Origin of the sequence: Parolsenella sp. LCP21S3_E11, from assembly GCF_052118165.1 — a bacterium.
In the GTDB taxonomy this organism is placed as follows: domain Bacteria; phylum Actinomycetota; class Coriobacteriia; order Coriobacteriales; family Atopobiaceae; genus Parolsenella.
Map to the genome: position 1 here is coordinate 200,710 of NZ_JBQKHS010000001.1, position 22,386 is coordinate 223,095.

Here is a 22,386-nt window from a genome sequence, read left to right on the forward strand (position 1 = left end):
CGTGGGTCTCAGAGCCTCTCTCGCGCAGGGTCTCGGCCGCGCCTGCGCCGGCGCACTGCACATGGCGGGCCGTTCCGCCTCGCAGCTGCCTGGTCGCATCGCGCTCGCCATCGATCCTGCCTCAATCTCACACTCCGCCAAAAAGCTCACGCAGGGTGCCATCGTTGTGTGTGGAACCAACGGCAAGACGACCACGAACAACGTGCTCGCGAGTGCTGTCGAGGCAAGCGGTGCCCGCGTTCTGTGCAACCGCGTTGGCGCCAACATGGCTCCTGGCGTCGCGGCGGCCCTCATTCCTGGCCGCTCTGCCGACTGGGCCGTCATGGAGGCGGATGAGCTCTCCACGATCAACATCCTGCCCGAGCTCCGCCCGCGCTATCTCGTGCTCCTGAACCTCTTCCGCGATCAGCTCGACCGTGCCGGCGAGATTGAGCGCGTCCAGGACGTCATCGTCTCCGCGCTCGCTGCCTCGCCCGAGACCACGCTTGTGGCCTGTGGCGACGACCCCCTCGTTATGGGCGTCGCGCGTCGCGCGCGTGAGGCCGGCACCAAGGTCCTGGCGTTTGGCATCGGCGAGGACCTCCACCTGCCGGCGGATCGCGTGCCCGAGGCGCGCTTCTGCCAGGTGTGTGGCACGGAGCTCTCCTATGACTACCGCGCCTACGCCCAGCTGGGCGCCTTCCGTTGCCCCAAGGGAGACTTCTGCCGTCCCGAGCTTGACTGGCGAGCCACTGGCGTCAAGGTCGGTCGCGAGGGCGTCTCCTTCGACGTGAGCGGTGTGGGTCTTGATAAGCCCGTGCGCGTGAGCGCGAGCTTCGGCGGCGTATACATGGTCTATAACCTGCTCGCCGCCTTTGTGGGCGCGACTCTCGCCGGCACCACGCCTGAGCAGTTCCAGGCCGCTCTTGACGCATATCATCCGGAGAACGGTCGCCTCCAGCACTTCCGCGTCGACGGACGCGACGTGATTCTCAACCTGGCGAAGAACCCCACGGGTTTCAACCAGAACATTTCGCTCATGCTGGCGGATGACCGCAAGAAGGCGGCCTTCTTCGTCATCAACGACAACCCCAACGATGGTAAGGACATCTCCTGGATCTGGGACGTCGACTTCGAGCGTCTCGCCGTGGGGAGTCCCCGCGAGTGTGGCGGCGTCGTCGAGCCTGATGACCTCACCGTTGTTGCTGGCGGCCACCGTGCGGATGACGTTCGCGTTCGCCTGAAGTATGCGGGGATCTCGGCTCCTATCGCGCTGACCGTGCGCGAGGCGCTCGATGCCGTGGCAGACCTGCCGCTGGATCGCCCCCTGTATGTCCTGACGAACTACTCGGCCCTGTGGCCCGCGAAGGCGGAGCTCGAGCAGATGGGGGAGCGACTGTGAGCGAAAAGTCCCTGCGTATCGCGCATCTCTATCCTGAGCTCCTGAACCTCTACGGCGACGGCGGCAATATCCTCGTGCTGCGTAAGCGCCTCGAGTGGCGTGGCATTCGCTGCGAGGTGGAGGAGGTCCACATCGACGACCGCCCGAGCTTCTCGGACGTGGACATTGCATTTATCGGCGGCGGCTCGGATCGTGAGCAGAGAATCGTCTGCGAGCATCTTTTGGCGGAGCGCGAGGAGCTCGTCTCCTTTGTCGAAGACGGCGGTGCCCTCGGTGCCGTCTGCGGCGGCTACCAGCTTCTGGGCCATTCCTACCTCATGGGTGACGAGGAGGTCGAGGGCCTATCGCTCGTCGACCTCTACACGGACCGCGGCGCGCCGCGCCTCATCGGCAACATTGCCATCGAGAGCCGTATCGTGGACCGCCCCATCGTCGGGTACGAGAATCACGGCGGCCGCACGCACCTCGGCTCCGGCGTCGAGCCCCTGGGCCGCGTGATTCATGGCCATGGCAACGACGGAAAGACCGGGTACGAGGGGTGCCTCTACAAGAATGTCGTGGGCACCTACATCCATGGCCCGCTGCTGCCCAAGAACCCCGGCGTGGCGGACTACCTCATCTCACGCGCGCTCGAGCGCAAGTACGGCGACGGCTCCCTCGAGCCGCTCGATGATGCCGCGGAACTCGCCGCGAACGAGACGATGTACCAGCGCCTCATCTCCGGCGAGGAGAAGGAGTAGCGCCGTTCGCGCGAGCCCTAGAAGACGTCGAAGCGCCGCATGTCTCGCTGGCATGCGGCGCTTCGTTTGTTGTTGGGCATATACGTGCGTGATCTTGCGCGAGCTCGGGCTCGTTGCGCCTGCGCCGCCCAGGCTTGCCTTACTCCGCGAGGAAGTCGACCGCGTACTGGGCGGCGAGCATGGAGCCGCGCACGAGGACGGACTCGTTGGGGTCATAGAAGCAGCTGTGCTGCGGCCAGACCTTGCCGTTGGGATCTGCCGTGCCGCTGCCGAGAAACGCGAATGCGCCCGGAACCCTCTTCAGGTACTCGGAGAAATCCTCGCCGGGCATGGAGCCCTGGTAGCGAACGAGCGCGTCTTCGCCAAGCACCTTGCGGGTCGCGCGCATGGCACGCTCGCTCGCGGCGGCCTCATTCACGACGGTGGAGTGGGCGTTCTCGTACGTGAGCTTTGCCGTGCAGCCAAACGCCGCAGCGACGTCGTTTGCCATGCGTTCCATGAGACTGGGAACCAACTCGTGGGCATCCTCGTGGAAAGTGCGGACGGTTCCCTCCATCCAAGAGCTGCCGGCCATGACATTGCGTGCCGTGCCGCCATGGAACTGTCCCACCGTCACCACGGCGGGCTCGAAGGGGCTCATGTTGCGGCTTACGATCGCCTGCAGGCTCTCCACGATGGCGGCTCCGGCGAGCACCGCATCGGCGCCCTGGTTGGGCATGGCGCCGTGGGCGCTACGGCCGGTGACGTCGATGCGCCACCAGTCGGTCGCTGCCATGCGGGGGCCGGCTTCTACGGAGACTTTGCCTGCGGGGACATCGCTCCAGATGTGCATGCCAAAGACTCCGTCGACACCTTCGAGGACTCCGGCTGAAATCATGGTCTTGGAGCCGTCGCCGCCCTCCTCGGCCGGTTGGAAGACGAGACGAACTTCGCCTTCGAGCTCGTCGGTCATGCCGGCGAGGAGACGGGCGGCGCCCAGGAGCATCGCGATGTGGCAGTCATGGCCACAGGCGTGCATGAACCCGTCGTTTTCTGACGAGAAGGGCTCGCCGGTCCTCTCCGCCACGGGGAGGCCGTCGATATCGGCGCGGAGCATGATGCGTCGGCGCGGGGAGTCGTCTGTGCCATAGGCGCTCTGAGCGGTGCCGCGGATTGTCGCCACGACGCCGGTTGCCGTTGGGCGCTCGTAGGGGATGCCGAGGACTTCGAGGTCTGCGCAGATCTGCTCGGTGGTGGCAACCTCGTGATAGGCAATCTCAGGATGGGCGTGGTACCAGCGACGACGGCCAATGACATAGTCGCTCGTCTCCGCCCGCCTCGCGATGATCATGCTTGCGGCGCATGCCTCGCGCTCGATATCCGCCCCTTGTGCCATGTGCATCTCCCCGTCGCTCAGGTCTAATCACCAGTCGAGGGTAGCACGCTCGCGCTTGCGGAGTCCCGCATGCGTCAAGATGGAAAGTGATGATAATGGGGACGCCTCTGCGGTGGTCCGGATGCACGCCGGTGGCAAGGCCGCGCTCCAGCCGCACGTGCGCGTGCTGGGGACCAAAGCCGCGCTGGCCGCCGCGGTGTAAATCCCACCAAAATACTAGGTTGTACCTGGGCATTCGCACGCCTATTCTCATGGGCATGCAAACAGCACCAAACCGAGGGAGTTACATATGAGCGAGCAGCCCACCAACAATAGCGCCGCCAAGACCGTCGGGACCGTGTGCGTGCAGGGTGGCTATCACCCCGGCGACGCCGAGCCGCGCCAGGTGCCGATCTGGCAGTCCACCACCTGGAAGTACGACACGTCCGAGCACATGGGCAAGCTCTTCGACCTCGAGGAGTCCGGCTACTTCTACAGCCGTCTCCAGAACCCCACCTGCGACCTCGTCGCGGCGAAGATCGCCGAGCTCGAGGGCGGCACGGCGGCAATGCTGACGAGCTCTGGTATGGCGGCGAACTTCCTCGCCATCTTCAACCTGGCTGCCGCGGGCGATCACGTGGTGGCGAGCTCCGCCATCTACGGTGGCACCTACAACCTTCTCGCCCATACCATGGGTCGCATGGGCCTCACCTGTACCTTTGTGGCACCTGACTGCACGGACGAGGAGCTCGAGGCGGCCTTCCGCCCCAACACCAAGCTCGTCTTCGGCGAGACCATTGCCAACCCGGCGCTCGCCGTGCTCGACATCGAGCGCTTCGCCGCCGCGGCGCATGCGCACGGTGTGCCCCTGATTGTCGACAACACCTTCCCGACGCCGGTGATGTGTCGTCCGTTCGAGTGGGGCGCGGATATCGTGACCCACTCCACCACCAAGTACATGGATGGCCACGCGGCATACCTCGGCGGCGTCATCGTCGACCACGGGCAGTTCGACTGGATGGCCCATGCCGACAAGTTCCCCGGCCTCACCACGCCGGACGAGAGCTATCACGGTGTCACGTACGCGGAGAAGTTTGGTATGGGCGGGGCCTTCATCACCAAGGCGACCGCGCAGCTCATGCGCGACCTTGGCCCCATGCAGAACCCGCAGGCGGCCTTCTTCCTCAACAGCTCGCTCGAGAGCCTGCACGTACGCATGCCGCGCCACTGCGAGAACGGCATGGCCGTGGCAAAGTACCTCGCGAATCACCCCAAGGTGCGCTTCGTGAGCTACCCCGGCCTCGAGGGCGACAAGTACTATGACCTCGCTCAGAAGTACATGCCCAATGGCACGTGCGGTGTCGTGAGCTTTGGCTTCAACGGCGGCCGCGCCGCGGCGGAGACCTTTATGAAGAGCCTCGAGATGTGCCAGATCGCCACGCACGTGGCCGATGCCCGCACCTGCTGCCTGCATCCGGCGAACGCCACGCATCGCCAGATGAACGACGAGGAGCTCCTCGCCTGTGGCATCTCCGCCGATATGGTGCGTCTCTCCTGCGGCCTTGAGGACACGGCTGACCTGATTGCTGACCTGGATCAGGCACTCGCCAAGTGCTAACGCGCTAGTGGCTCGCCCACGTTGCTCCGACACGCCCCGTCGCGAACAGTCGCGGCGGGGCGTTTTTTCGACACGCGTGCGGAAGGCGGGGCGTTATTCGCCACGCGCACGGACGCTATTTGATCTGGAGCGCCGTCTCCCCAAGGTTTGCCACCCCATTCGGGCGTCCTGAGTAACACGCCGGCAACTTGTGGGTGTCGAAGCTGCGCTATCATGTCTTCTTGCGCGAGTTACCACGCTGTCTACGCGGCGGCTCGCCGTCTGATGGCAGGCCGTCCGTACCGACACGGGATGGCCCAGACGAGAGGAATCACATGCACGATACCAGCACCACCCCCGCCGTCGAGGAGCAGGCCGCCAGCGCCTTCGCCGCCGAGACGGGCGCCATGCACGAGCACTCCATGCACACCCACACCGCCGGCGAGCTTCGTCGCGAGGACATCGGCCGTGAGGTCACGCTCACGGGTTGGGTGTGGCGTCGCCGCGATCACGGTGGCCTCATCTTCGTTGACCTCCGCGATCGCTCTGGCATGACCCAGTGCACCTTCGACCCCGAGCACTCCGGCGGCACCGCCTTCCACGCTGCCGAGACCATCCGCCCCGAGTGGCCCATCTGCGTCCACGGCGTCGTTCGCGGTCGTGACGAGGAGACCATCAACCCCAAGCTTCCCACCGGCGAGATCGAGGTTCGCGTCGACACCATCGAGATCCTCAACCGCTCCAAGACGCCGCCGTTCCAGATCGAGGATGGCATTGACACCGCCGAGGACACGCGCCTGCGCTACCGCTACCTCGACATCCGCAGGCCCGAGATGATGGCCAATCTCAAGCTGCGCTCCGATTTCACCTTCGCCATCCGCGAGGCGCTTCACAACCGCGCCTTTATGGAGGTCGAGACGCCGAGCCTCTTCAAGTCCACGCCCGAGGGCGCGCGCGACTTCCTGGTGCCCTGCCGCATCCAGCCGGGTCGCCTCTACGCTCTGCCGCAGTCGCCGCAGCTCCTCAAGCAGCTGCTTATGGTTGGTGGCGTCGAGCGCTACTATCAGGTCGCCAAGTGCTTCCGTGACGAGGACCTCCGCGCCGACCGCCAGCCTGAGTTCACTCAGGTCGACATCGAGATGAGCTTCGTCGACCAGGACGACGTCATGAGCGCCCTCGAGGACGTCCTCCACGATGCCTTCGCCAAGATGGGCGTCGACATGCCCACGCCGCTGCGTCGCATGGACTACTGGGATGCCATGGACACCTACGGCATCGACAAGCCGGACACGCGTTACGGCATGCACCTCGTTGATGTCACGGATATCTTTACCGAGTCTAAGTTCAAGGTCTTCTCCTCCGCTGCGAACACCGAGGGCTCTGTCGTCAAGTGCATCAACGCCAAGGGTGCTGGCACCTGGCCGCGCGCCCAGATCGACAAGCTCGAGGGCGTGGCAAAGACCTTTGGTGCCAAGGGCCTCGCTTGGATCGCCTTCCGAGAGGACGGCTCCATCAACAGCCCCATCGTCAAGTTCTTCTCCGATGAGGAGATGGCTGCCCTTCGCGAGCGCGCTAATGTCGAGCCTGGCGACCTTGTGATGTTCGCCGCCGGCCCGCGTCTCGCTTCCTGCGAGATTCTCGGCGGCATGCGCTGCCACATGGCTGACGCCCTCAACGTCAAGCGCGAGGGCCATGACTTCCTCTGGGTCGTCAACTTCCCGCTGTTCCACTGGGACGAGGAGCGTAAGGCCTACGCGGCGGAGCACCAGCCCTTCACTCTCCCGACCGAGTCTGACGTCGAGAAGATCAAGGCTGACCCGCTGGTGGCTGGCAGCTTCACGTATGACTTCGTCATGGACGGCTATGAGGCCGGTGGCGGCGGCATGCGTATCCACGACGCGGAGATGCAGCTTCAGATGCTCGAGCTTCTCGGCTTTACGGAGGAGCGCGCCCGCGAGCAGTTCGGCTTCGTCATGGACGCCCTCGAGTTTGGTGCGCCTCCCATGGGCGGCTTTGCCCTTGGTCTCGACCGCGTGTGCATGCTGCTCACCGGATCCGATTCGATTCGCGAGGTTATGGCGTTCCCGAAGACCTCGAGTGGCTCTGACCTCATGAGCGACGCTCCCAGCGAGGTTTCTTCCAAGCAGCTCAAGGAAGTTGGCCTCCGCCTGATGTAGTCCGCCGGTGGTCTCAGTCGTCGCTGAGCTTCACTGCTACCTCGGGATGACAACTCGAACATGCGAAGGGCCTCGTCACCAAGTGGCGGGGCCCTTCTCTATGCTTGACGTCACCGGGCGATGGGAGTTGAGGGCACGGCTATGAACCAAGCAATCTGGTTGTCTGCTCCTGTTTATGACTTGGCCCGAGGCCTATCGCCGCAGATAGTGCAGCCTTATGTTCGGGGGCTATTTCGTGTCGCGGACGGCGCGCTTGCGGTAGCTCTTGAGCGTTTCGGAGAGCTCGGCGTGAATCGAGAGGTACTCGGTCACTAGCAGCACGAGGAGGATGCACATAACGATGAGGTATCCGAGAACCGCGCCGGGAAGGCCCGTGAAACCGATGAGCAGCGGCGGCACGAACAGCGAGAAGCCGAGCGTCAACAGGTAGACGCGCGTGACGGCCTTCTGGCGACGCAGCACCGTGATGATCTGGTAGAGGAAGTCGATTGCGGCGCAGACGCCTCCCGTTGCGATCATGACGTAGCACAGACCACGGAACTGCTCGAAGTCGACACCATACATGAAGCTCATGATGGGAATACCGGCGGTTGCCATGAAGACGCCGACGCCACCCGTGAGCGCGACGATCAGCAGGAGCACGGCGAGAACGATGATGTCGAAGCGGCCGCGGCGCTCGGGGTCAGCCCAAATCTCCGCAAGACGCATGAGCTGCGGCTTATAGACGAAGCCAATCACCATGATGATCATGTGCGCGGGCGAGAAGAGCGCGTTGAAGTAGAGCTGGTTGTCGTACGACAGCACGCCTTCCATGGCGAACTTAGGCATGTTGTCGATGAGGTTATAGAGGAACAGCGCCACGAACAACGGGAAGCACTGAACGAAGAGATCCTTCACGCTCGCCAGGCGGAGTTTCTCGCTCTTGGGCGTTTCGAAGAACGTAAGCGGAAGCGTGAGCAGGACGAACGATGCGACGGCGGCGACGCCCATGGCGATGCCGGCGGCAGAGATGCTCCTCGTGATGAAGATCAGCACGCAGTAGGCGACGATGGCGGCGGCCGAGCGGACTGCTTGCGAGATGCCGGCGAGGTAGAGCTTGTCCATTTGCTGGAGACGGCCCTCGTAGACATCCGCGAGGCCATCGACGGCGCGATAGACGAACATACCCATGCAGAGGCCGAACATCTCCGGATCATAGCCGCGGATCTGGCAGTAGAGCACGCCGACGAGCAGCATCGCGGCGACGGTGATGACACGGCAGGCCTGGTAGTCCGCGAAGGAGTGGTTCTCTGAGATGTCAGATGCCTGGTAGGTGCGGACGCCGAAGTTGGCGATGAAGAGGAGCAGCGTACCCGTGACGAACGCCATCGAGAAGCGACCGCCCTGATCGACGTTCAAGAGTTGCGTCGTGACGACGGAGAGGACGGGGAAGACCACGCCCCAGGCGCCAAGGCCCACGGAGTTCCAAATGTAGTCCTGCGTGGTGTTGTGGGCGGTATACTGCTCGGTCTGGCTCGAGAGGGAGCCGGAGTACACGGCACCGATGAGGCGGTTCCACCAACCGCCGACGATCATGCCGAGGCGGCTGGGCTTGCGAGGACGTTTGGGACGCTGGACGCGATTGCCACGACCACCACGACCGCGCATCCTGCTGCGTCCGCGATCCGCCTCCTCGTCCATCGTCTCGTCATTGCCGGTGTCAGAGGAGAAACGGGTGCCCCTCGGACGGACGGCAACCTCGCTGCTATTGCGCAGCCTTCGTCCGCGCGTTGCGTTTTGCTCGGATCCCGACCTATTAGCTAGCGGATTGATCATGTGTGCCCTTCGTCGCGTGAATCGGGGTTCATTCTACCCAAGCCCCGGAACGACGATCACACCTTTGCCATGGCTTAACAATGCTGCTACGAGTGCTCGCCGGGCGTGGGCGTCATCGGCAGCGTGTGCTCACGCCCCTGCCCGGCCGAGTTGCTGGCGTCGTGCGCATCTGCCCTAAATCCGCTGCGTTGTCTCGTCGCTACTCCGCTGACTTAAGCGCTCCGACCATGTCGATGCGGTCGATCGAGGGCCTCGTGATGAGGCAGACAATGACGGCGAACACGAGCGATAGCGCACAGGAGATGAGGACGCCCGCGGGCGCGACCTCGACGGCAAAGTACATGGAAGGCATGTTGAGGACATAGGTGAGCGACTGCGATAGCGCGAGACCAAGCGGAACGCCGAGAACCGTGCCGATAAACGTGAGGATGAGCATCTCCTTGTTGATGTAGGTGCGCACCTCGCCACGACGGAAGCCGAGTACCTTAATCGTTGCGAGCTCGCGCTCGCGCTCGGACACGTTGGTGGTCGAGAGCGTGAACAGCACAACGAAGGAAAGACCGGCGGCGAGCACGATGAGCAGGGCCGTTACGCAACGGATGAGGATGAAGACGTCCGAGAAGTCGCGCACGCCTTGACGGACGTTGGTGACGTTAAGGTAGCGCGTGTCATTGGCGAGCTCGTTGCAGAGGTCAATCTTCTCGTCATCCGTGCCGAGGAGGTTAGCGATGAGGGCGTTGGCCTCGAGCTTCTCGCCAAAGAGCTCCTCGTAGGTGGACTGCGTCATGTAGACGGCGTTGCCGAGGTAGCTCATGACGACGCCGGATGCCTTCACATCCGCCTGGTTGAGCTTGGTGTCCTTGAGCGTGACCTCGTCTCCGGCGCCAAAGCCGAGAACGTTGGCGGTGCTCTTGGTGAAGAGCACGCCGCCATCGCGCGCGGCGTCGTCGAGGGAGACGCTGGTGCCATCCTCGGTGTGCAGGTCGATGAAGCCGTCGAGGGAGAAGCCGTCGGGTACGACGATGAACTGGGCGGTGTCCTGTCTGCCGTTGCGCTCGACGGTGACGTTGTCGGTGTAGACGCAGGTGTAGGTTGCGACCTCGGGCGCCTGAGTGAGCTCGCGTGCCACCGCCTCGAGGTCATCTGCCTGGGTGACCGCAAGCAGGTCGTAGGAGTAGACGCCGGTGCGGTCGTCGGCGCCGTACTGATTGGCGGAGAGGCCCTCGACGGTGTCGTTGATGGCGAAGCCGGCAATCATGAGTGCGCAGCAACCGGCGACGCCAAAGACCGTCATCGCGAGGCGGCCCTTGTAGCGGAAGAGGTTGCGGGCCGTGACCTTGTTGAGGAAGCCGAGGTGGTTCCAGACTATGGGCATACGCTCGAGCAGGATGCGCTTGCCCGCCTTGGGCGCGCGCGGGCGCATGAGCTGGGCGGGCTGTTCCGACAGCTCGCGGCTTACGGTGAGCGCCGTGGTGGCGCCGATGCCGAGAACGAAGATGCCCATGGCAAGCGCACAGAGCGCTGGCGAGAACGAGAGCTCGAAAGCGGGCAGCGTATACATGAGCGCGAAGAACTTGAAGAGGAACAGCGGCAGCGCGACGAAGCCGAGAATGGCACCGACGATGCCGCCTGCGAGGGCGGCGCCTGCGGTATAGAGGACGTATTTGGCCATGATGCTGCCGTGACGGTAGCCAAGTGCCTTATAGAGGCCGATGAGCCCGCGCTCCTCCTCGACCATGCGCATTGCCGTCGTGAGGGCGACGAGAATGGCGACCACAAGGAAGATGACCGGGAAGACGAAGCCTAGCGTCTCGATGCAACTTGCGTCTGTGTCGATGGAGGAGAAACACGATATGGAACCTCGATCCTGGACATACCAGGTGGCGCGTCCTATGTCTTCGACCTTGGCGCGGGCGTCGGCGATCTTCTGGAGGGCCTCGGCCTTCTGGCGCTCGAATTCGGCGCGGTTCTCCTCGAGCTCGGCCGTACCCTCGTCAACCTCGCTTTGGGCGTCGTCGAGCTTTGCCTGGGCGGCGGCAAGTTGGGCATCGAGCTCGGCACGGGAGGAGTTCAGTTCAGCCTGACCCTGGTCGAGCTGCGCGCGGCTCTCGGCGATGCTGCGATCGACCTCGGCCGTCGCGGCTTCTTCTGCCTGCTGCCTTGCGGCGGCCATGCCGGCCTCGAGCTGGGTGATGGTGGGCTCGAGCGCTTCGGGTGTGAGGTTCTGGAGGGCGAGTGCTGCGGTGATGGCGGTGATGCCGTCGTTCACGGTGCCAAGCTGGGCCTCGACCTGGGCGAGCTGCGCCTCAGCCTCCGCGAGCTGTGTGTCGAGCTCCTCGATCTTGCCCTCGACCTCGGCGAGCTGGGCCTTGAGGTCATCTGCGGGAAGGCCCAATTTCTCGAGCTGGGCGATCCTCTGCTCGAGCGCGTTCCTTGCGGTCTCGAGTTCGCCCTTGCCTTGTTCGAGCTGGTCTATGGCGGTTTCAAGCTGGCCCTGTGTTTCCTCGAGCTGCGCCTTGGCATCGACGAGCGCGTCGTAGTTCTGTTTGGTCTGGACGAGGGCGTCGCGCGTGGAGACGAGCTGCTTGTACTGGTCGCTCTCCTCAAGGGCGGCAGTCGCGGCGGCCTTTGCCTGCTCGACGGCCTGATCGCGGGTCGCGGGGTCTTCGAGCTGGGCCCTGCCGGAGTCGATTTTTGCCTGGGCCTTGGCAAGCTGGTCGAGCGCGGACGCCTTCTGCTCCGCGAGCTCGCTGCGGCCGGATTCGATTTGGGCAATGGCGTCGTCGATGGTCTTCTGAGCCTCGGCGAGCTTGTCTTCGGCCTCGGCGAACTTGTCGTTGGCGGTCTGCTCGGCATCGTCGATGCGGGCGTTGGCGTCGTCGCGAATCTCCGCGTCGCGCGCGGCCTCGCGCTCTGCCTTGATGCCCTCGGCTTCGCTTGTCATGCGGCTCACGACGTCCTTGTACTTTTGGGAGAAGCAGGAGAGTTCGGTGGCGTCGGTGGCACGCAGGTAGATGACGGAGTAGGCCTCTGCGGTAGCGGCGCTCGCGGGTACGAAGAAGCTGTACTTCGGGCCGGAGGAGCGGAATGACGAGGAACCGTTCTTGGCGGAGACGTTGGTGGGGTCGATGACGCGGCCGGTGATGGTGTAGGTGTGGCGGGCGAAGAGCTCGCTGTCCTGAGCGTCTTCGCTATCGAGATCGAGGTCGTCGGGGTCCTCGTCATCATCGGCGTCTGCCTGTGGCTGTGCCGTGTCGCCGACGGCCCAGGTCGTATCATCCGCGCTGACGCCAAAGGTGAGGGTGTCGCCCACGCGCTTGCCGGTGGCGTCGAGGTAGTCCTGTGTGACGGCGACCTCGTCTGAGTTCTCGGGGAGGCGGCCCTCCTCGAGATAGGGCTGGTTCATGCCGCCGGCCTTGAAGGCATGTACCGTGACGGATGCATGGGCTCCGTCGACTGTGGTGTAGGCAGTTTCGCTCCAGCTGCCCTCGGCCTCCTCGACGCTGCCAAGCGCAGCAAGAGCGTTGACGTCGTCATCCGTGAGGCCAAGCGTGGACTGCACGCTCACGTCATAGAGCCGCTGCTGGTCAAAGAACTTGTCTGCGGAGAGGCGAAGGTCCCTGCACGCGATCGTGAGGCCGACGAGCATCGTGACACCGAGTACGCAGATTGCGGCAAGCGAGACGAAGCGCTTGGCGCTATTGCGGATGGTGCGCAGGGTGTCTGTGGCGAGGGCAGAGCGCATGAGCCTCTCTTTCCGTGCTTGTGAGCTGGCGTTGCGTGTTGCATGTGGGGCGTTTGCCTTGCGAGGGGCGTGGCCCGGCTACCATTCGATCTGGCTGATCGGCGTGGGGGAGGGGTTGACGCTCATCTCTATAACCTTGCCGCTCTTGAACCTAATGAGGCGGTCTGCCATGGGGGCGAGGGCGGCGTTGTGCGTGATGAGGACGACGGTGATGCCGTCCTTGCGGCAGGTGTCCTGGAGCAACTGGAGAATCTGCTTGCCGGTCACGTAGTCGAGTGCGCCCGTGGGCTCATCGCAGAGGAGAAGCTTCGGGTTCTTGGCGACGGCGCGCGCGATGGAGACGCGCTGCTGCTCGCCGCCGGAGAGCTGGGCGGGGAAGTTTGAGAGCCTGTTGGCGAGGCCGACCTTCTCCAGGGTCTCGCGCGCGTCGAGAGAATCCGGGCAAATCTGGGCCGCGAGCTCGACGTTCTCGAGGGCGGTGAGGTTGGGCACGAGGTTGTAGAACTGGAATACGAAGCCCACGTCCGCGCGGCGATACTCGACGAGGTCATTCTCGTTCGCGCGCGTGATGTCGCGGCCGTCTACCACGACGCGGCCCGAGGTGGCGGTATCCATGCCGCCCAGGATGTTGAGGGCGGTGGTCTTGCCGGCGCCCGAAGCGCCGAGAATCACGGCGAGTTCGCCCTTCTCGACGGCGAAGCTCGCCTCGTCGAGGGCATGAATCTCGGTCGCGCCAGACCCGTATGCCTTTACTACGTGGTCGAACTCGATGTATGCCATGAGCATCCCCCTGGCTGTGCGGCGGGCCTTCCCGCGGTCGTGGGTGAGGCGGGCGCAAAACTGCATAGCGCCAGCGTCTCTACAGTATATCGCCCTGACGGAATACCTGGGGAGTGCTTGCTGCGGAACGCCGGACCGGCTCGGCCGACGCCTTGTTCGTGTGGGGTATTCCTGCTTACGCGGCCATTGCCGCTTGCGTGAGGTGGTTGCGATGCCTATAGTTAACAGGAGTAAACTTATGTGCTCCGGTATGGTGATGCCGTGCGTGGAGATGAGACTCGGAACGGTGCGGTGCTGTGTCTCGTGCCGTCGGACGAGTTGGCCTCGCATGGCCTGCTCGGCTGACGCTCGGCTTGGTCTTGCCCGACGACGACATCGGAAACCCCAGCTACGAGAGGGGATGCGAAATGAGTCCCGTTGATTTGATCATCATCCTTGTGGTGCTTGCCGTCTTCGCTCTGTGCGTTCGCTCCATGATTCGCGGGGCCAAGAGCGGTGAGTGCGCGGACTGCGCCTCGGGCGGCTCGTGCAATGCGGGCAAGAGCGGCCATTGCAAGGAGAGTGCCAAGCTCATGGCGAGTGCCGCCGCAGCAGCGGAGCGCTACAAGGCGGAGAAGGGCGCCTAGCCGTGGCGTAGGTGGGCCCGTGCCTCGGGCGAGAATGCCTGCTCGTGGTACTGGCAAGCTCGCATCTCTGCCGAGCGGTCACCTGGTTGCAGCGTTGGCAGACTTACGCCCCGCGAGACGCCTTGACCGGTCGAAGTGCCCGGTCAAGGCGTCTCGCCGAGATGATGCTACCGTTCGCCGATGGCAAAAATCGATTGTCGGGGAGGTTCGGTAAGGGTAACAGCTCCGTAACACGCCTGTGGGAAAGTTGTTGCGTACACTGGCACAACTAGGTTCAGCCTTGCCGGTCCTATTCTTGCTAATCCTGCGTCCGTCTGCGAGGTAGCTCGATGACTAACGAGCAGAACATCGATTTCGTACTGCGCTCCGTCGAGGAGCGCGACATCCGCTTCGTGCGTCTGTGGTTCACTGACGTGCTCGGCAACCTCAAGTCCTTCGCCATCTCTCCCGAGGACCTCGAGGAGGCTTTCGAGGAGGGCATTGGCTTTGATGGCTCTGCGGTGAAGGGCTTCTCCTCCCTCGAGGAGTCCGACATGCTGGCGTTCCCGGATGCGTCGACCTTCCAGGTCCTGCCGTGGCGCCCCTCTGAGAGCGGCGTCGCCCGCATCTTCTGCGACATTAGGACCCCTCAGCGCGAGCCCTTCCTGGGCGATCCGCGCGCCTGCCTGCTGCGTCAGTTCCGCGAGGCGGACAAGGCAGGCTACGTCATGAACGTCAGCCCTGAGATCCAGTTCTTCTACTTCAAGGAGGACACGACGGTCTCCAGCGGCTCTGCCGTTCCGGTCCCGCTCGACAACGCCGGCTATTTTGACCTCACGCCCGAGGACTCCGCTCGCGACCTCCGCCGCGACCTGACCCTCGCTCTCGAGCAGATGTCCGTGCCGGTCGAGTACTCCTACCACGCGCTGGCTCCGTCGCAGAACGGCGTATCGCTTCGCTACTCCGAGGCCATCACCTGCGCCGACAACATCATGACGGCTCGTCTCGTCATCAAACAGACGGCATTCTCGCATGGCCTGTTCGCCTCGTTCATGCCTAAGCCGCTCTCGGGCATTCCCGGCTCGGCTATGCTCCTCTACCAGTCGCTGTTCGATCATGACGGCAACAACCTGTTCTGGGCGAGGGGAGAGGGCTCAATCCACCACCTCTCGAAGACGGCCCAGCACTACGCTGCGGGTATCCTGAAGTACGCTCCGGAGTTCGCGCTCATCACGAATCCCACCGTCAACTCCTACAAGCGTCTCGTCCCCAACGGCGAGGTTCCGTGCTATGCCACCTGGGGTTCGAAGAACCGCTCCGCGTTTGTGCGCGTTCCCACCTATAAGCCGGGTAAGGAGCTGAGCCGCCGCATCGAGCTCCGCGGTCCGGATCCCACCTGCAATCCCTACCTCATCATGGCCGTGACGCTTGCCGCCGGCATGAAGGGCATCGCCGACGAGCTGCCTTTGCCGCCCGAGTCGACCGTGTCGTTCGACCAGCTTGCCGAGTCCGGCGCCACGCGCCTTCCTCGCGACCTTGGCGAGGCCATCCACGAGTTCGAGAACTCCGAGTTCGTGCACGAGGCGCTCGGTGACCACATCTTCAACTACCTTCTCGAGGAGAAGCGCCGCGAGTGGGCCGAGTACTCGCAGACCGTGACCGACTGGGAGCTCCGCCACTACTACGGAGGCTTCTAAGGGGCGGAGGGCCTGCGCGGCTTGCATGCGAGCTTGCATGGGGTCACGGGCATTCGCAACTGCGTGCTAACTTGCGCCGAGATGAATTGACAGGAACGCCACTCATCGCGGGATGGGTGGCGTTCCGCTTTTGTTATAGGGCACTTCGAAAATATCCATTCGGGCGCATAAAATACACGGACAGTTTGTATCTTGTTGGAAATATGCAAGAAATAGAATATTTAGCGTTTGTAATGCATTGGAATGACTACAATAGGAAACCAATCGCGAGCATGTGACTAGTTGGTTGCATGCTCGCGGCGGGGCAAGGGCTCCAGGGAACGGCGCCTCCGGGCGCGGGTGGCTTTGCGCCCGTATCCATGCGTCAATAACCGCGCCGTTAGGCGCGAAGGAAGGGGATTTACATGAACAAGAACATGAGCAGGCGTGAGTTCGTCGCCACCGCTGGTCTTTTTGCCGGCATGATGGGTCTTGTCGGTTGCGGTGGCTCGGGCAGCGCCGCCACCACTGCCGCCGCCTCCTCTGCTGCCGCCGACGCCGGCCTTGGCCTCGTCACCGATGGCAAGCTCACAGTTGGCACCTCGCCGGACTTCCCGCCGTTCGAGAACCTCGAGAATGACCAGTATGTTGGTCTCGACATCGATCTTGCCCAGGCGCTCGCTGACAAGCTTGGCCTCGAGCTTGAGATGAAGACCCTGCAGTTTGACGCCATCGTCCCGGCTGTTGCCGCTGGTGGCCAGGTTGACCTCGGCATCTCTGGCATCACGATCGATCCGGATCGCGAGGAGCAGGTCGACTTCTCCGATTCCTACTACATCGATGACCTCGCCGTCGTCGCCATGAAGGCTAACGCTGACATCACGGCGGATACTTACGCCGACGCCCTCAACCAGGCTGGCGTCACCATTGCCGTCCAGTCCGGCACCACGGGTGAGTCCTATGCTCAGGAGAACTTCCCCAACGCCACCACCCAGCCCTATGGCAACGCCACGGATGCCTTTGCCGCGATGCAGGCTGGCCAGGCCAACGCCGTCATCACCAACAAGGCCGTCGGCGCCAAGATGGTTTCTGAGTCCTACACCGATGCCCAGGTCATCAAGGAGATCGCCACGGGCGAGGAGTACGGCGTCGCCGTCAGCAAGGACAACGGCGCCCTGCTCGACGCCGTCAACGATGCTCTCGCTGCCATCACCGATGACGGCACCCTCGACAGCATCGTGAACAAGTACTTCGGCTAACGAGATTGCTTTGCGGCGCCCCTCCGTCCGCCGTGGCGGAGGGGCGTTTGCCGTTTGCGGACAATCCACGGCTTTGCGCGCGCATGGCGGCGGGTTGCCCGCAAGCGACAGCTGGATGGAACGGATGAACATGTTCGACAACACTGACAAGAGGAACCTCGCCGGCGCGAAGCGCTCGCTTATCGTCGCGCTCGCGGCCATCGTGACCGCGTGCGCCTTCGCGTTCGCTGCCCCCGTGCCCGCCTACGCGCTCGAGACCGCGAAGTGCACGGCCAAGCCCAACGCAAGCGGTTCGAGCGACGTCCTTGGTGGTTCCGAGACACGCATTACCTGGGAGGGCCAGGCGGATTCCTCCGAACAGGTCAAGAGCGTCACGCTGACCCTGCCCGAGGGCACCTCGTTTGGAACGGACGATGCTCGCGTGACGCTGCTCTCCGGCGCTGACCTCATGGACCGTGAGCGCCCTTCCGTCGAGGTCTCCGCCGATGGCCAGGCACTCACGTTCGACCTTGACGAGGCGGCACCCGCCGGCTCCTACATCCGCCTCGAGGTTTACAAGGTGAAGTTCCCCACCGCCGGTGGAGAAGAGCAGGTCCAGGTCTCCTATGAGCTCGCCGATGGCTCCACCAAGGAGCTCTCTGACGTGCCTTCCATCACGGTCACGGGCGTCTCGATGTGGGATGGTGCCGCCACCTGGCTTAAGCAGCAGGACTGGGTGAAGAAGTGGAACGAGAATACGTTCCTGCGCCTCTTCCTCAACCCGCCCATCCTTGTCTCGAGCATCCCCTCGGTCTTCCAGGGCTTCCTTATGGCACTTGCCATCGTGCTCGTGGCGTTTCCGCTTGCGATTCCCTTCGGCTTCATCCTGGCGCTGATGCGTATCTCCCCCTCGCGCGTCCTGCGCGGGATTGCGGGCTTTTACGTGAACATCATTCGTGGCACGCCGGCGTTCCTGCAGATTTACATCGCGTTCTTTGGCCTTCCTCTTGCTGGCGTCAAGGTCCCGAGCTATCCGCTTGGCGTCATCGTTCTGGCGATGAACTCCGCCGCCTACCTGTGCGAGATCTTCCGCGCTGGCATCCAGTCGATTAGCAAGGGCCAGAACGAGGCCGCGAGGTCCCTCGGCATGACTGCGACCCAGACGATGATCTACGTCATCATCCCCCAGACCTTCCGCAACGTCCTCCCGACGATGACGAGCGAGTTTATCCTGCTCTACAAGGACACGTCGCTGCTCGCCGCGGTGGGCGTCATGGAGGTCGTCATGTACTCGAAGACGATCGTCGCCTCCACCGGCTCGATCACGCCCTACATCGTTGCCGCCCTCTTCTATCTCGCGGTGACGATCCCGCTCGCTCGCGTCGTGAGTATGCTTGAGTCGCGCATGCTCGGAACGGATGCCGGCAAGCGTCGCAAGAAGACCCTCAAGGAAGCCGGCGTTATCGACGGCGATCACATCGCGTAAAGGGACACCATGGCTGATATGACCCAGGCCGAGAAGGCCCAAGAGACCAAGACCGCCGAGAAGGACGAGGTAGTCGTCCGGATTCGTGACCTGCACAAGACCTATGACGGGGAGAACGTCATCCTGAAGGGCATCGACCTCGACGTCCATCGTGGCGAGGTCGTCGTGGTGCTAGGCCCCTCGGGCTCGGGCAAGTCCACGATGCTGCGCTGCATCAACCTGCTCGAGACCCCAACGAGCGGCACCATCACCGTCGAGGGAACCGAAATCACCGGCAAGAACGTGGACATCAACGAGGTCCGCACTCACCTTGGCATGGTGTTCCAGCAGTTCAACCTCTTCCCGCATCTCTCGGTGAAGAAGAACGTCATGCTCGCCCAGCAGAAGGTGCTTAAGCGTACCGCTGAGGAGGCCGAGCGTATCGCTATCGAGGAGCTCACGAAGGTGGGTCTCGCCGATCGCGTCGACTTCATGCCGAGCCAGCTGTCCGGTGGCCAGCAGCAGCGTGTGGCCATTGCCCGTGCGCTTGCTATGAACCCGCACGTGATGCTGTTCGACGAGGCGACGAGCGCCCTTGACCCGGAGCTCGTCCGCGACGTCCTTGGTGTCATGCGCGACCTTGCTCGCGAGGGCATGACGATGATTGTCGTCACGCACGAGATGGGCTTTGCTCGCGACGTCGCTGATCGCGTCGTCTTCATGGATGGCGGCGTCATCGTGGAGCAGGGAACGCCCGAGCAGGTCTTCGATCATCCCCAGCACGAGCGCACCAAGGCGTTTCTTGGCAATATCAAGGACGTATAGGGCCGCAAAAGGCAGCGTTGCGAATTGATTACACGGGGTGGGCATCGGTGTAAACTATGCTTAACCAAAAGGTTTGGCTGGGACGGCCGTGTTAAGCTTTTCGAATCGTAACGTGGCCTTAGCGGGCACCTTCTCAACCGTCGAGGATTAGGGGCACCCGGCATGCATCACAAGAAGGTTCTTCTCATATCGCGTACCACGCGCCTGCATGATCGCATGCGCGAGCTCTCTCACGAGCTCGACATCTCCATTCTGCTGGCTACGCCGGACACCTTCGATCAGGCCATTACCAGCGGTAACGACTTTGGTCTCGTGACGCTCGACCTCGCGGGCGTGACGGGCGATCTCGTTGCTCGCGTCTCTGCCTGGTCTGCCGAGAACGGCTGCGTGCCGGAGCTTCTCGTTGTGGACGAGGAGAAGCTCGATAGCCTGCGCATGCCCGTTCAGGGCCGCAATGACTTCATTCTCGCCAGTGCTGGTCAGGCCGAGTTCGAGGTGCGCATGACGCAGCTCCTGTGGCCCGGCGAGGAGAACGCCCCGAGCGATATCGTGGTCATCGATAACATGACCATCAACCTCGCCACGTATCAGATCTACATCGACGATAAGCCCGTCGACCTCACCCTCATGGAGTACTCGCTGCTGAGCTTCCTTGCCACGCATCCTTCGCGCGCCTACTCGCGCGAGACGCTGCTGCACCGCGTCTGGGGCTTCGAGTACTGCGGCGGCACGCGCACGGTCGACGTGCACATCCGTCGAGTGCGTTCAAAGGTGGGTCCGCAGGTGGCAAACCACATCGTCACCGTTCGTGGCGTGGGCTACCTGTTTAAGGTGTAAGCCTGTATTGGGTTGCATTTGGGCGCGTCCTTTTGGGCGCGTCTTTTTTTTGTGGACGGGCGCTGTGCCGCGCGGGCGAGGCCGAGGGTGCCATGCCGCGCGCGGGCGAGGCCGAGGGTGCCATGCCGCGCGTGGGCGAGGCGCCGCGCCAAGGCGTGCGTGGGCGAGGCCGTGGATGCCAAGCCGCGCGTGGGCGAGGCCGTGGATGCCAAGCCGCGCGTGGGCGAGGCCGTGGATGCCAAGCCGCGCGTGGGCGAGGCGCCGCGCCGGCTCCATCTTCCTGGCTGAATTGTTTTCAGGCTCCTGCAAGCGTTGTTTCGCGACTGTGATTCATGGACGTTGAAGCCGAGCGTCGTGGTGCGGTAGGGTACAACAGTCACAAGCGAAATTCGCGAGCGATCGCATATATAGAACGGGGAGCGATCATGCCAACTGACAACCAAGGTCCGGTCTATCCGGGCGCTCAGCCGACGCAGCAGGTTCCGCCTGTACCGCCGGCCCAGACGTACTACCAGCAGTCCTCCGCGCAGCAGGCGGCGGGCCAGCAGACGGCGGGCCAGGTGCCGCCCGCTCAGACGACGCAGACGTACGCGCAGCAGGCGGCGGGCCAGCAGGCGGCGGGCCAGCAGGCCGCGCAGACGACGCAGGCATATGCGCAGCCTGCCACGGGTCAGGCGTACGCGCAGAAGGCGGCCACGGGCCAGGTGCCGCCTACGCAGGTGCCGCCTGTCCCGGACGCGGGGGCTGGCGCTGGCGCGCCTAAGCCCAAGAAGCCGCGCATCGGCCTCAAGGCCCTCGTGTTCGGTTTGATTGGCGGTGTCCTGGGTGCTGCGGGTGTCGTGGCGGCGCTGAACTTCGGTGGCTTCTTCGATAGACCCGCCACCGTCACAACCGTGACGAACGCCGGTCAGTCCATCACGATCGATCCCTCCTCCGAGGACACCTCGCTTGCGACCGCCGTCGCGGCGAAGTGCCTGCCTTCCGTCGTCTCCATCAACGTGGAGACGAACGATGCCGAGGGCGTCGGCTCTGGCGTCGTCCTCGATACGGATGGCAATATCCTCACCAACTATCATGTCATCGAGGGGGCGCAGACCATCTCGGTCTCTGTTGGCGGCGAGTCGTATGACGCCACGGTCGTTGGCTCTGACGAGTCGAGTGACCTCGCCGTCATCAAGATCAATCCCAATGGCGCGATGCTCACGCCCATCGAGGTGGGAGACTCGAGCTCGCTTCAGGTTGGCGATTGGGTCATGAGCCTGGGTAGCCCCTTCGGCCTTGAACAGTCCGTCTCTACGGGTATCGTGAGCTCGCTGTATCGTTCCACGATGATGCAGAGCACCTCGGGTAACACGATCTATACCAACCTCATCCAGACTGATGCGACGATTAACCCCGGCAACTCCGGCGGTGCGCTCGTGGATGACGAGGGCAAGCTCGTTGGCATCAACTCGCTCATCGAGAGCTATTCGGGCTCGAGCTCGGGCGTGGGCTTTGCCATTCCGGGAAATTATGCGGTCGAGGTGGCGCAGAAGATCATCAACGGAGAGACGGTCACGCATGCCTATCTCGGCGGCTCCTTCCAGACCGTGACGCCGCAGAACGCACGCGAGAACAATCTCTCCGTCAATCAGGGCGCTTATGTCGCCGAGGTCACGAGCGGAAGCCCGGCCGAGCAGGCGGGTATTCGCAAGGGCGACATCATCACCAGCCTCGACGGGGAGGAAATCACGAGCTCAGACGGGCTGGTGCTCGCCGTGCGCTCGCACAACGTGGGCGACAAGGTGACCGTGACCCTCATGCGCGGCAGCAAGCAGATGTCCGTTGACGTGACGCTTGGATCGGACGAGTCCATGCAGAACAGCGAGCAGGATGAGTCCTCGCAGGGCTCTCTTCTCGAGCAATATCTCAACCAGTATGGCTATGGCAACGGAAACGGCAACTCGGGCTCCCGTGGTAACGGGTTCAGCCAGCGGTAAGGCGGGCTCGCGGGCGGCCTGATGCCCGGAACGATTTGGCTTGATGCAAGGCGCCGGTCTCGCGCGAATTCGCGTGGGGCCGGCGCCTTTGTGTGGCGCGACGGGTTGTGTGATGCTGACGTTTGCTATGGAGCGCTGGCGTTTGCTTGAATGACCGCATCAGCCTCGCGGC

The 22,386-nt window shown here is 63.5% G+C and carries 16 protein-coding genes; 12 read left to right on the top strand and 4 right to left on the bottom strand.

Annotated elements, in window-relative coordinates:
* Window position 1: 1 nt before the first annotated feature.
* Window positions 2-1,381, top strand: coding sequence for a MurT ligase domain-containing protein (locus tag ACTQ1Z_RS00900; RefSeq protein WP_441858008.1), 1,380 nt, complete (start codon window positions 2-4; stop codon window positions 1,379-1,381).
* Window positions 1,378-2,121: a type 1 glutamine amidotransferase gene (locus ACTQ1Z_RS00905; protein ID WP_441858010.1), complete on the top strand. Its 744-nt coding sequence runs from the start codon at window positions 1,378-1,380 to the stop codon at window positions 2,119-2,121. Before ACTQ1Z_RS00900 ends, ACTQ1Z_RS00905 begins: the two co-directional genes overlap by 4 nt.
* A 139-nt stretch (window positions 2,122-2,260) precedes the next feature.
* Here the strand turns inward: ACTQ1Z_RS00905 and ACTQ1Z_RS00910 are convergent, their stop codons facing one another.
* Window positions 2,261-3,496, bottom strand: a complete 1,236-nt coding sequence (locus ACTQ1Z_RS00910) for an amidohydrolase (RefSeq protein ID WP_441858012.1) — start codon at window positions 3,494-3,496, stop codon at window positions 2,261-2,263.
* Window positions 3,497-3,785: 289 nt separating this feature from the next.
* On the opposite strand from ACTQ1Z_RS00910, the gene ACTQ1Z_RS00915 reads away from it, so the two are divergent.
* Together ACTQ1Z_RS00915 and aspS are read left to right on the top strand one after the other, a co-directional pair.
* Entirely contained in the window at window positions 3,786-5,093 is a 1,308-nt protein-coding gene (locus ACTQ1Z_RS00915) for an O-acetylhomoserine aminocarboxypropyltransferase/cysteine synthase family protein (RefSeq protein ID WP_320678693.1), read from the top strand.
* 386 nt (window positions 5,094-5,479) lie between these two features.
* Window positions 5,480-7,249, top strand: coding sequence for an aspartate--tRNA ligase (gene aspS, locus ACTQ1Z_RS00920; protein WP_320678776.1), 1,770 nt, complete (start codon window positions 5,480-5,482; stop codon window positions 7,247-7,249).
* 228 nt (window positions 7,250-7,477) lie between these two features.
* Here aspS and ACTQ1Z_RS00925 read toward each other — a convergent pair whose 3' ends face one another.
* From ACTQ1Z_RS00925 to ACTQ1Z_RS00935, 3 genes are all read right to left on the bottom strand, one after another.
* Window positions 7,478-9,064 carry a lipopolysaccharide biosynthesis protein gene (locus tag ACTQ1Z_RS00925; protein ID WP_441858014.1) on the bottom strand — a complete coding sequence of 529 codons (1,587 nt, stop codon included), beginning with the start codon at window positions 9,062-9,064 and terminating at the stop codon, window positions 7,478-7,480.
* Between the two features lie 199 nt (window positions 9,065-9,263).
* A complete protein-coding gene (locus ACTQ1Z_RS00930) occupies window positions 9,264-12,809 on the bottom strand; it encodes an FtsX-like permease family protein (protein WP_441858016.1) in 3,546 nt (1,181 codons plus the stop codon).
* Between the two features lie 78 nt (window positions 12,810-12,887).
* On the bottom strand, window positions 12,888-13,589 hold the full coding sequence (locus ACTQ1Z_RS00935; protein WP_320678690.1) for an ABC transporter ATP-binding protein: 702 nt from the start codon (window positions 13,587-13,589) through the stop codon (window positions 12,888-12,890).
* 407 nt (window positions 13,590-13,996) lie between these two features.
* On the opposite strand from ACTQ1Z_RS00935, the gene ACTQ1Z_RS00940 reads away from it, so the two are divergent.
* From ACTQ1Z_RS00940 to ACTQ1Z_RS00975, 8 genes are all read left to right on the top strand, one after another.
* Window positions 13,997-14,215, top strand: a complete 219-nt coding sequence (locus tag ACTQ1Z_RS00940; RefSeq protein WP_320678689.1) for a FeoB-associated Cys-rich membrane protein — start codon at window positions 13,997-13,999, stop codon at window positions 14,213-14,215.
* 329 nt (window positions 14,216-14,544) lie between these two features.
* Window positions 14,545-15,891, top strand: coding sequence for a glutamine synthetase family protein (locus ACTQ1Z_RS00945; protein WP_441858019.1), 1,347 nt, complete (start codon window positions 14,545-14,547; stop codon window positions 15,889-15,891).
* A 404-nt stretch (window positions 15,892-16,295) separates the two neighbouring features.
* Window positions 16,296-17,129, top strand: coding sequence for an ABC transporter substrate-binding protein (locus tag ACTQ1Z_RS00950; RefSeq protein WP_441858021.1), 834 nt, complete (start codon window positions 16,296-16,298; stop codon window positions 17,127-17,129).
* Window positions 17,130-17,259: 130 nt separating this feature from the next.
* Window positions 17,260-18,594 (top strand): amino acid ABC transporter permease, encoded by a 1,335-nt coding sequence (locus tag ACTQ1Z_RS00955; RefSeq protein ID WP_441858023.1) that lies wholly within the window; start codon window positions 17,260-17,262, stop codon window positions 18,592-18,594.
* A gap of 9 nt (window positions 18,595-18,603) precedes the next feature.
* Window positions 18,604-19,398: an amino acid ABC transporter ATP-binding protein gene (locus ACTQ1Z_RS00960; protein WP_414153544.1), complete on the top strand. Its 795-nt coding sequence runs from the start codon at window positions 18,604-18,606 to the stop codon at window positions 19,396-19,398.
* Between the two features lie 162 nt (window positions 19,399-19,560).
* On the top strand, window positions 19,561-20,235 hold the full coding sequence (locus tag ACTQ1Z_RS00965; protein WP_320678685.1) for a response regulator transcription factor: 675 nt from the start codon (window positions 19,561-19,563) through the stop codon (window positions 20,233-20,235).
* A gap of 159 nt (window positions 20,236-20,394) precedes the next feature.
* A complete protein-coding gene (locus ACTQ1Z_RS00970; protein WP_441858026.1) occupies window positions 20,395-20,523 on the top strand; it encodes a hypothetical protein in 129 nt (42 codons plus the stop codon).
* Window positions 20,524-20,660: 137 nt separating this feature from the next.
* Complete coding sequence (locus tag ACTQ1Z_RS00975; RefSeq protein WP_441858028.1) at window positions 20,661-22,214, top strand: S1C family serine protease; 1,554 nt, start codon at window positions 20,661-20,663, stop codon at window positions 22,212-22,214.
* Window positions 22,215-22,386: the final 172 nt, after the last annotated feature.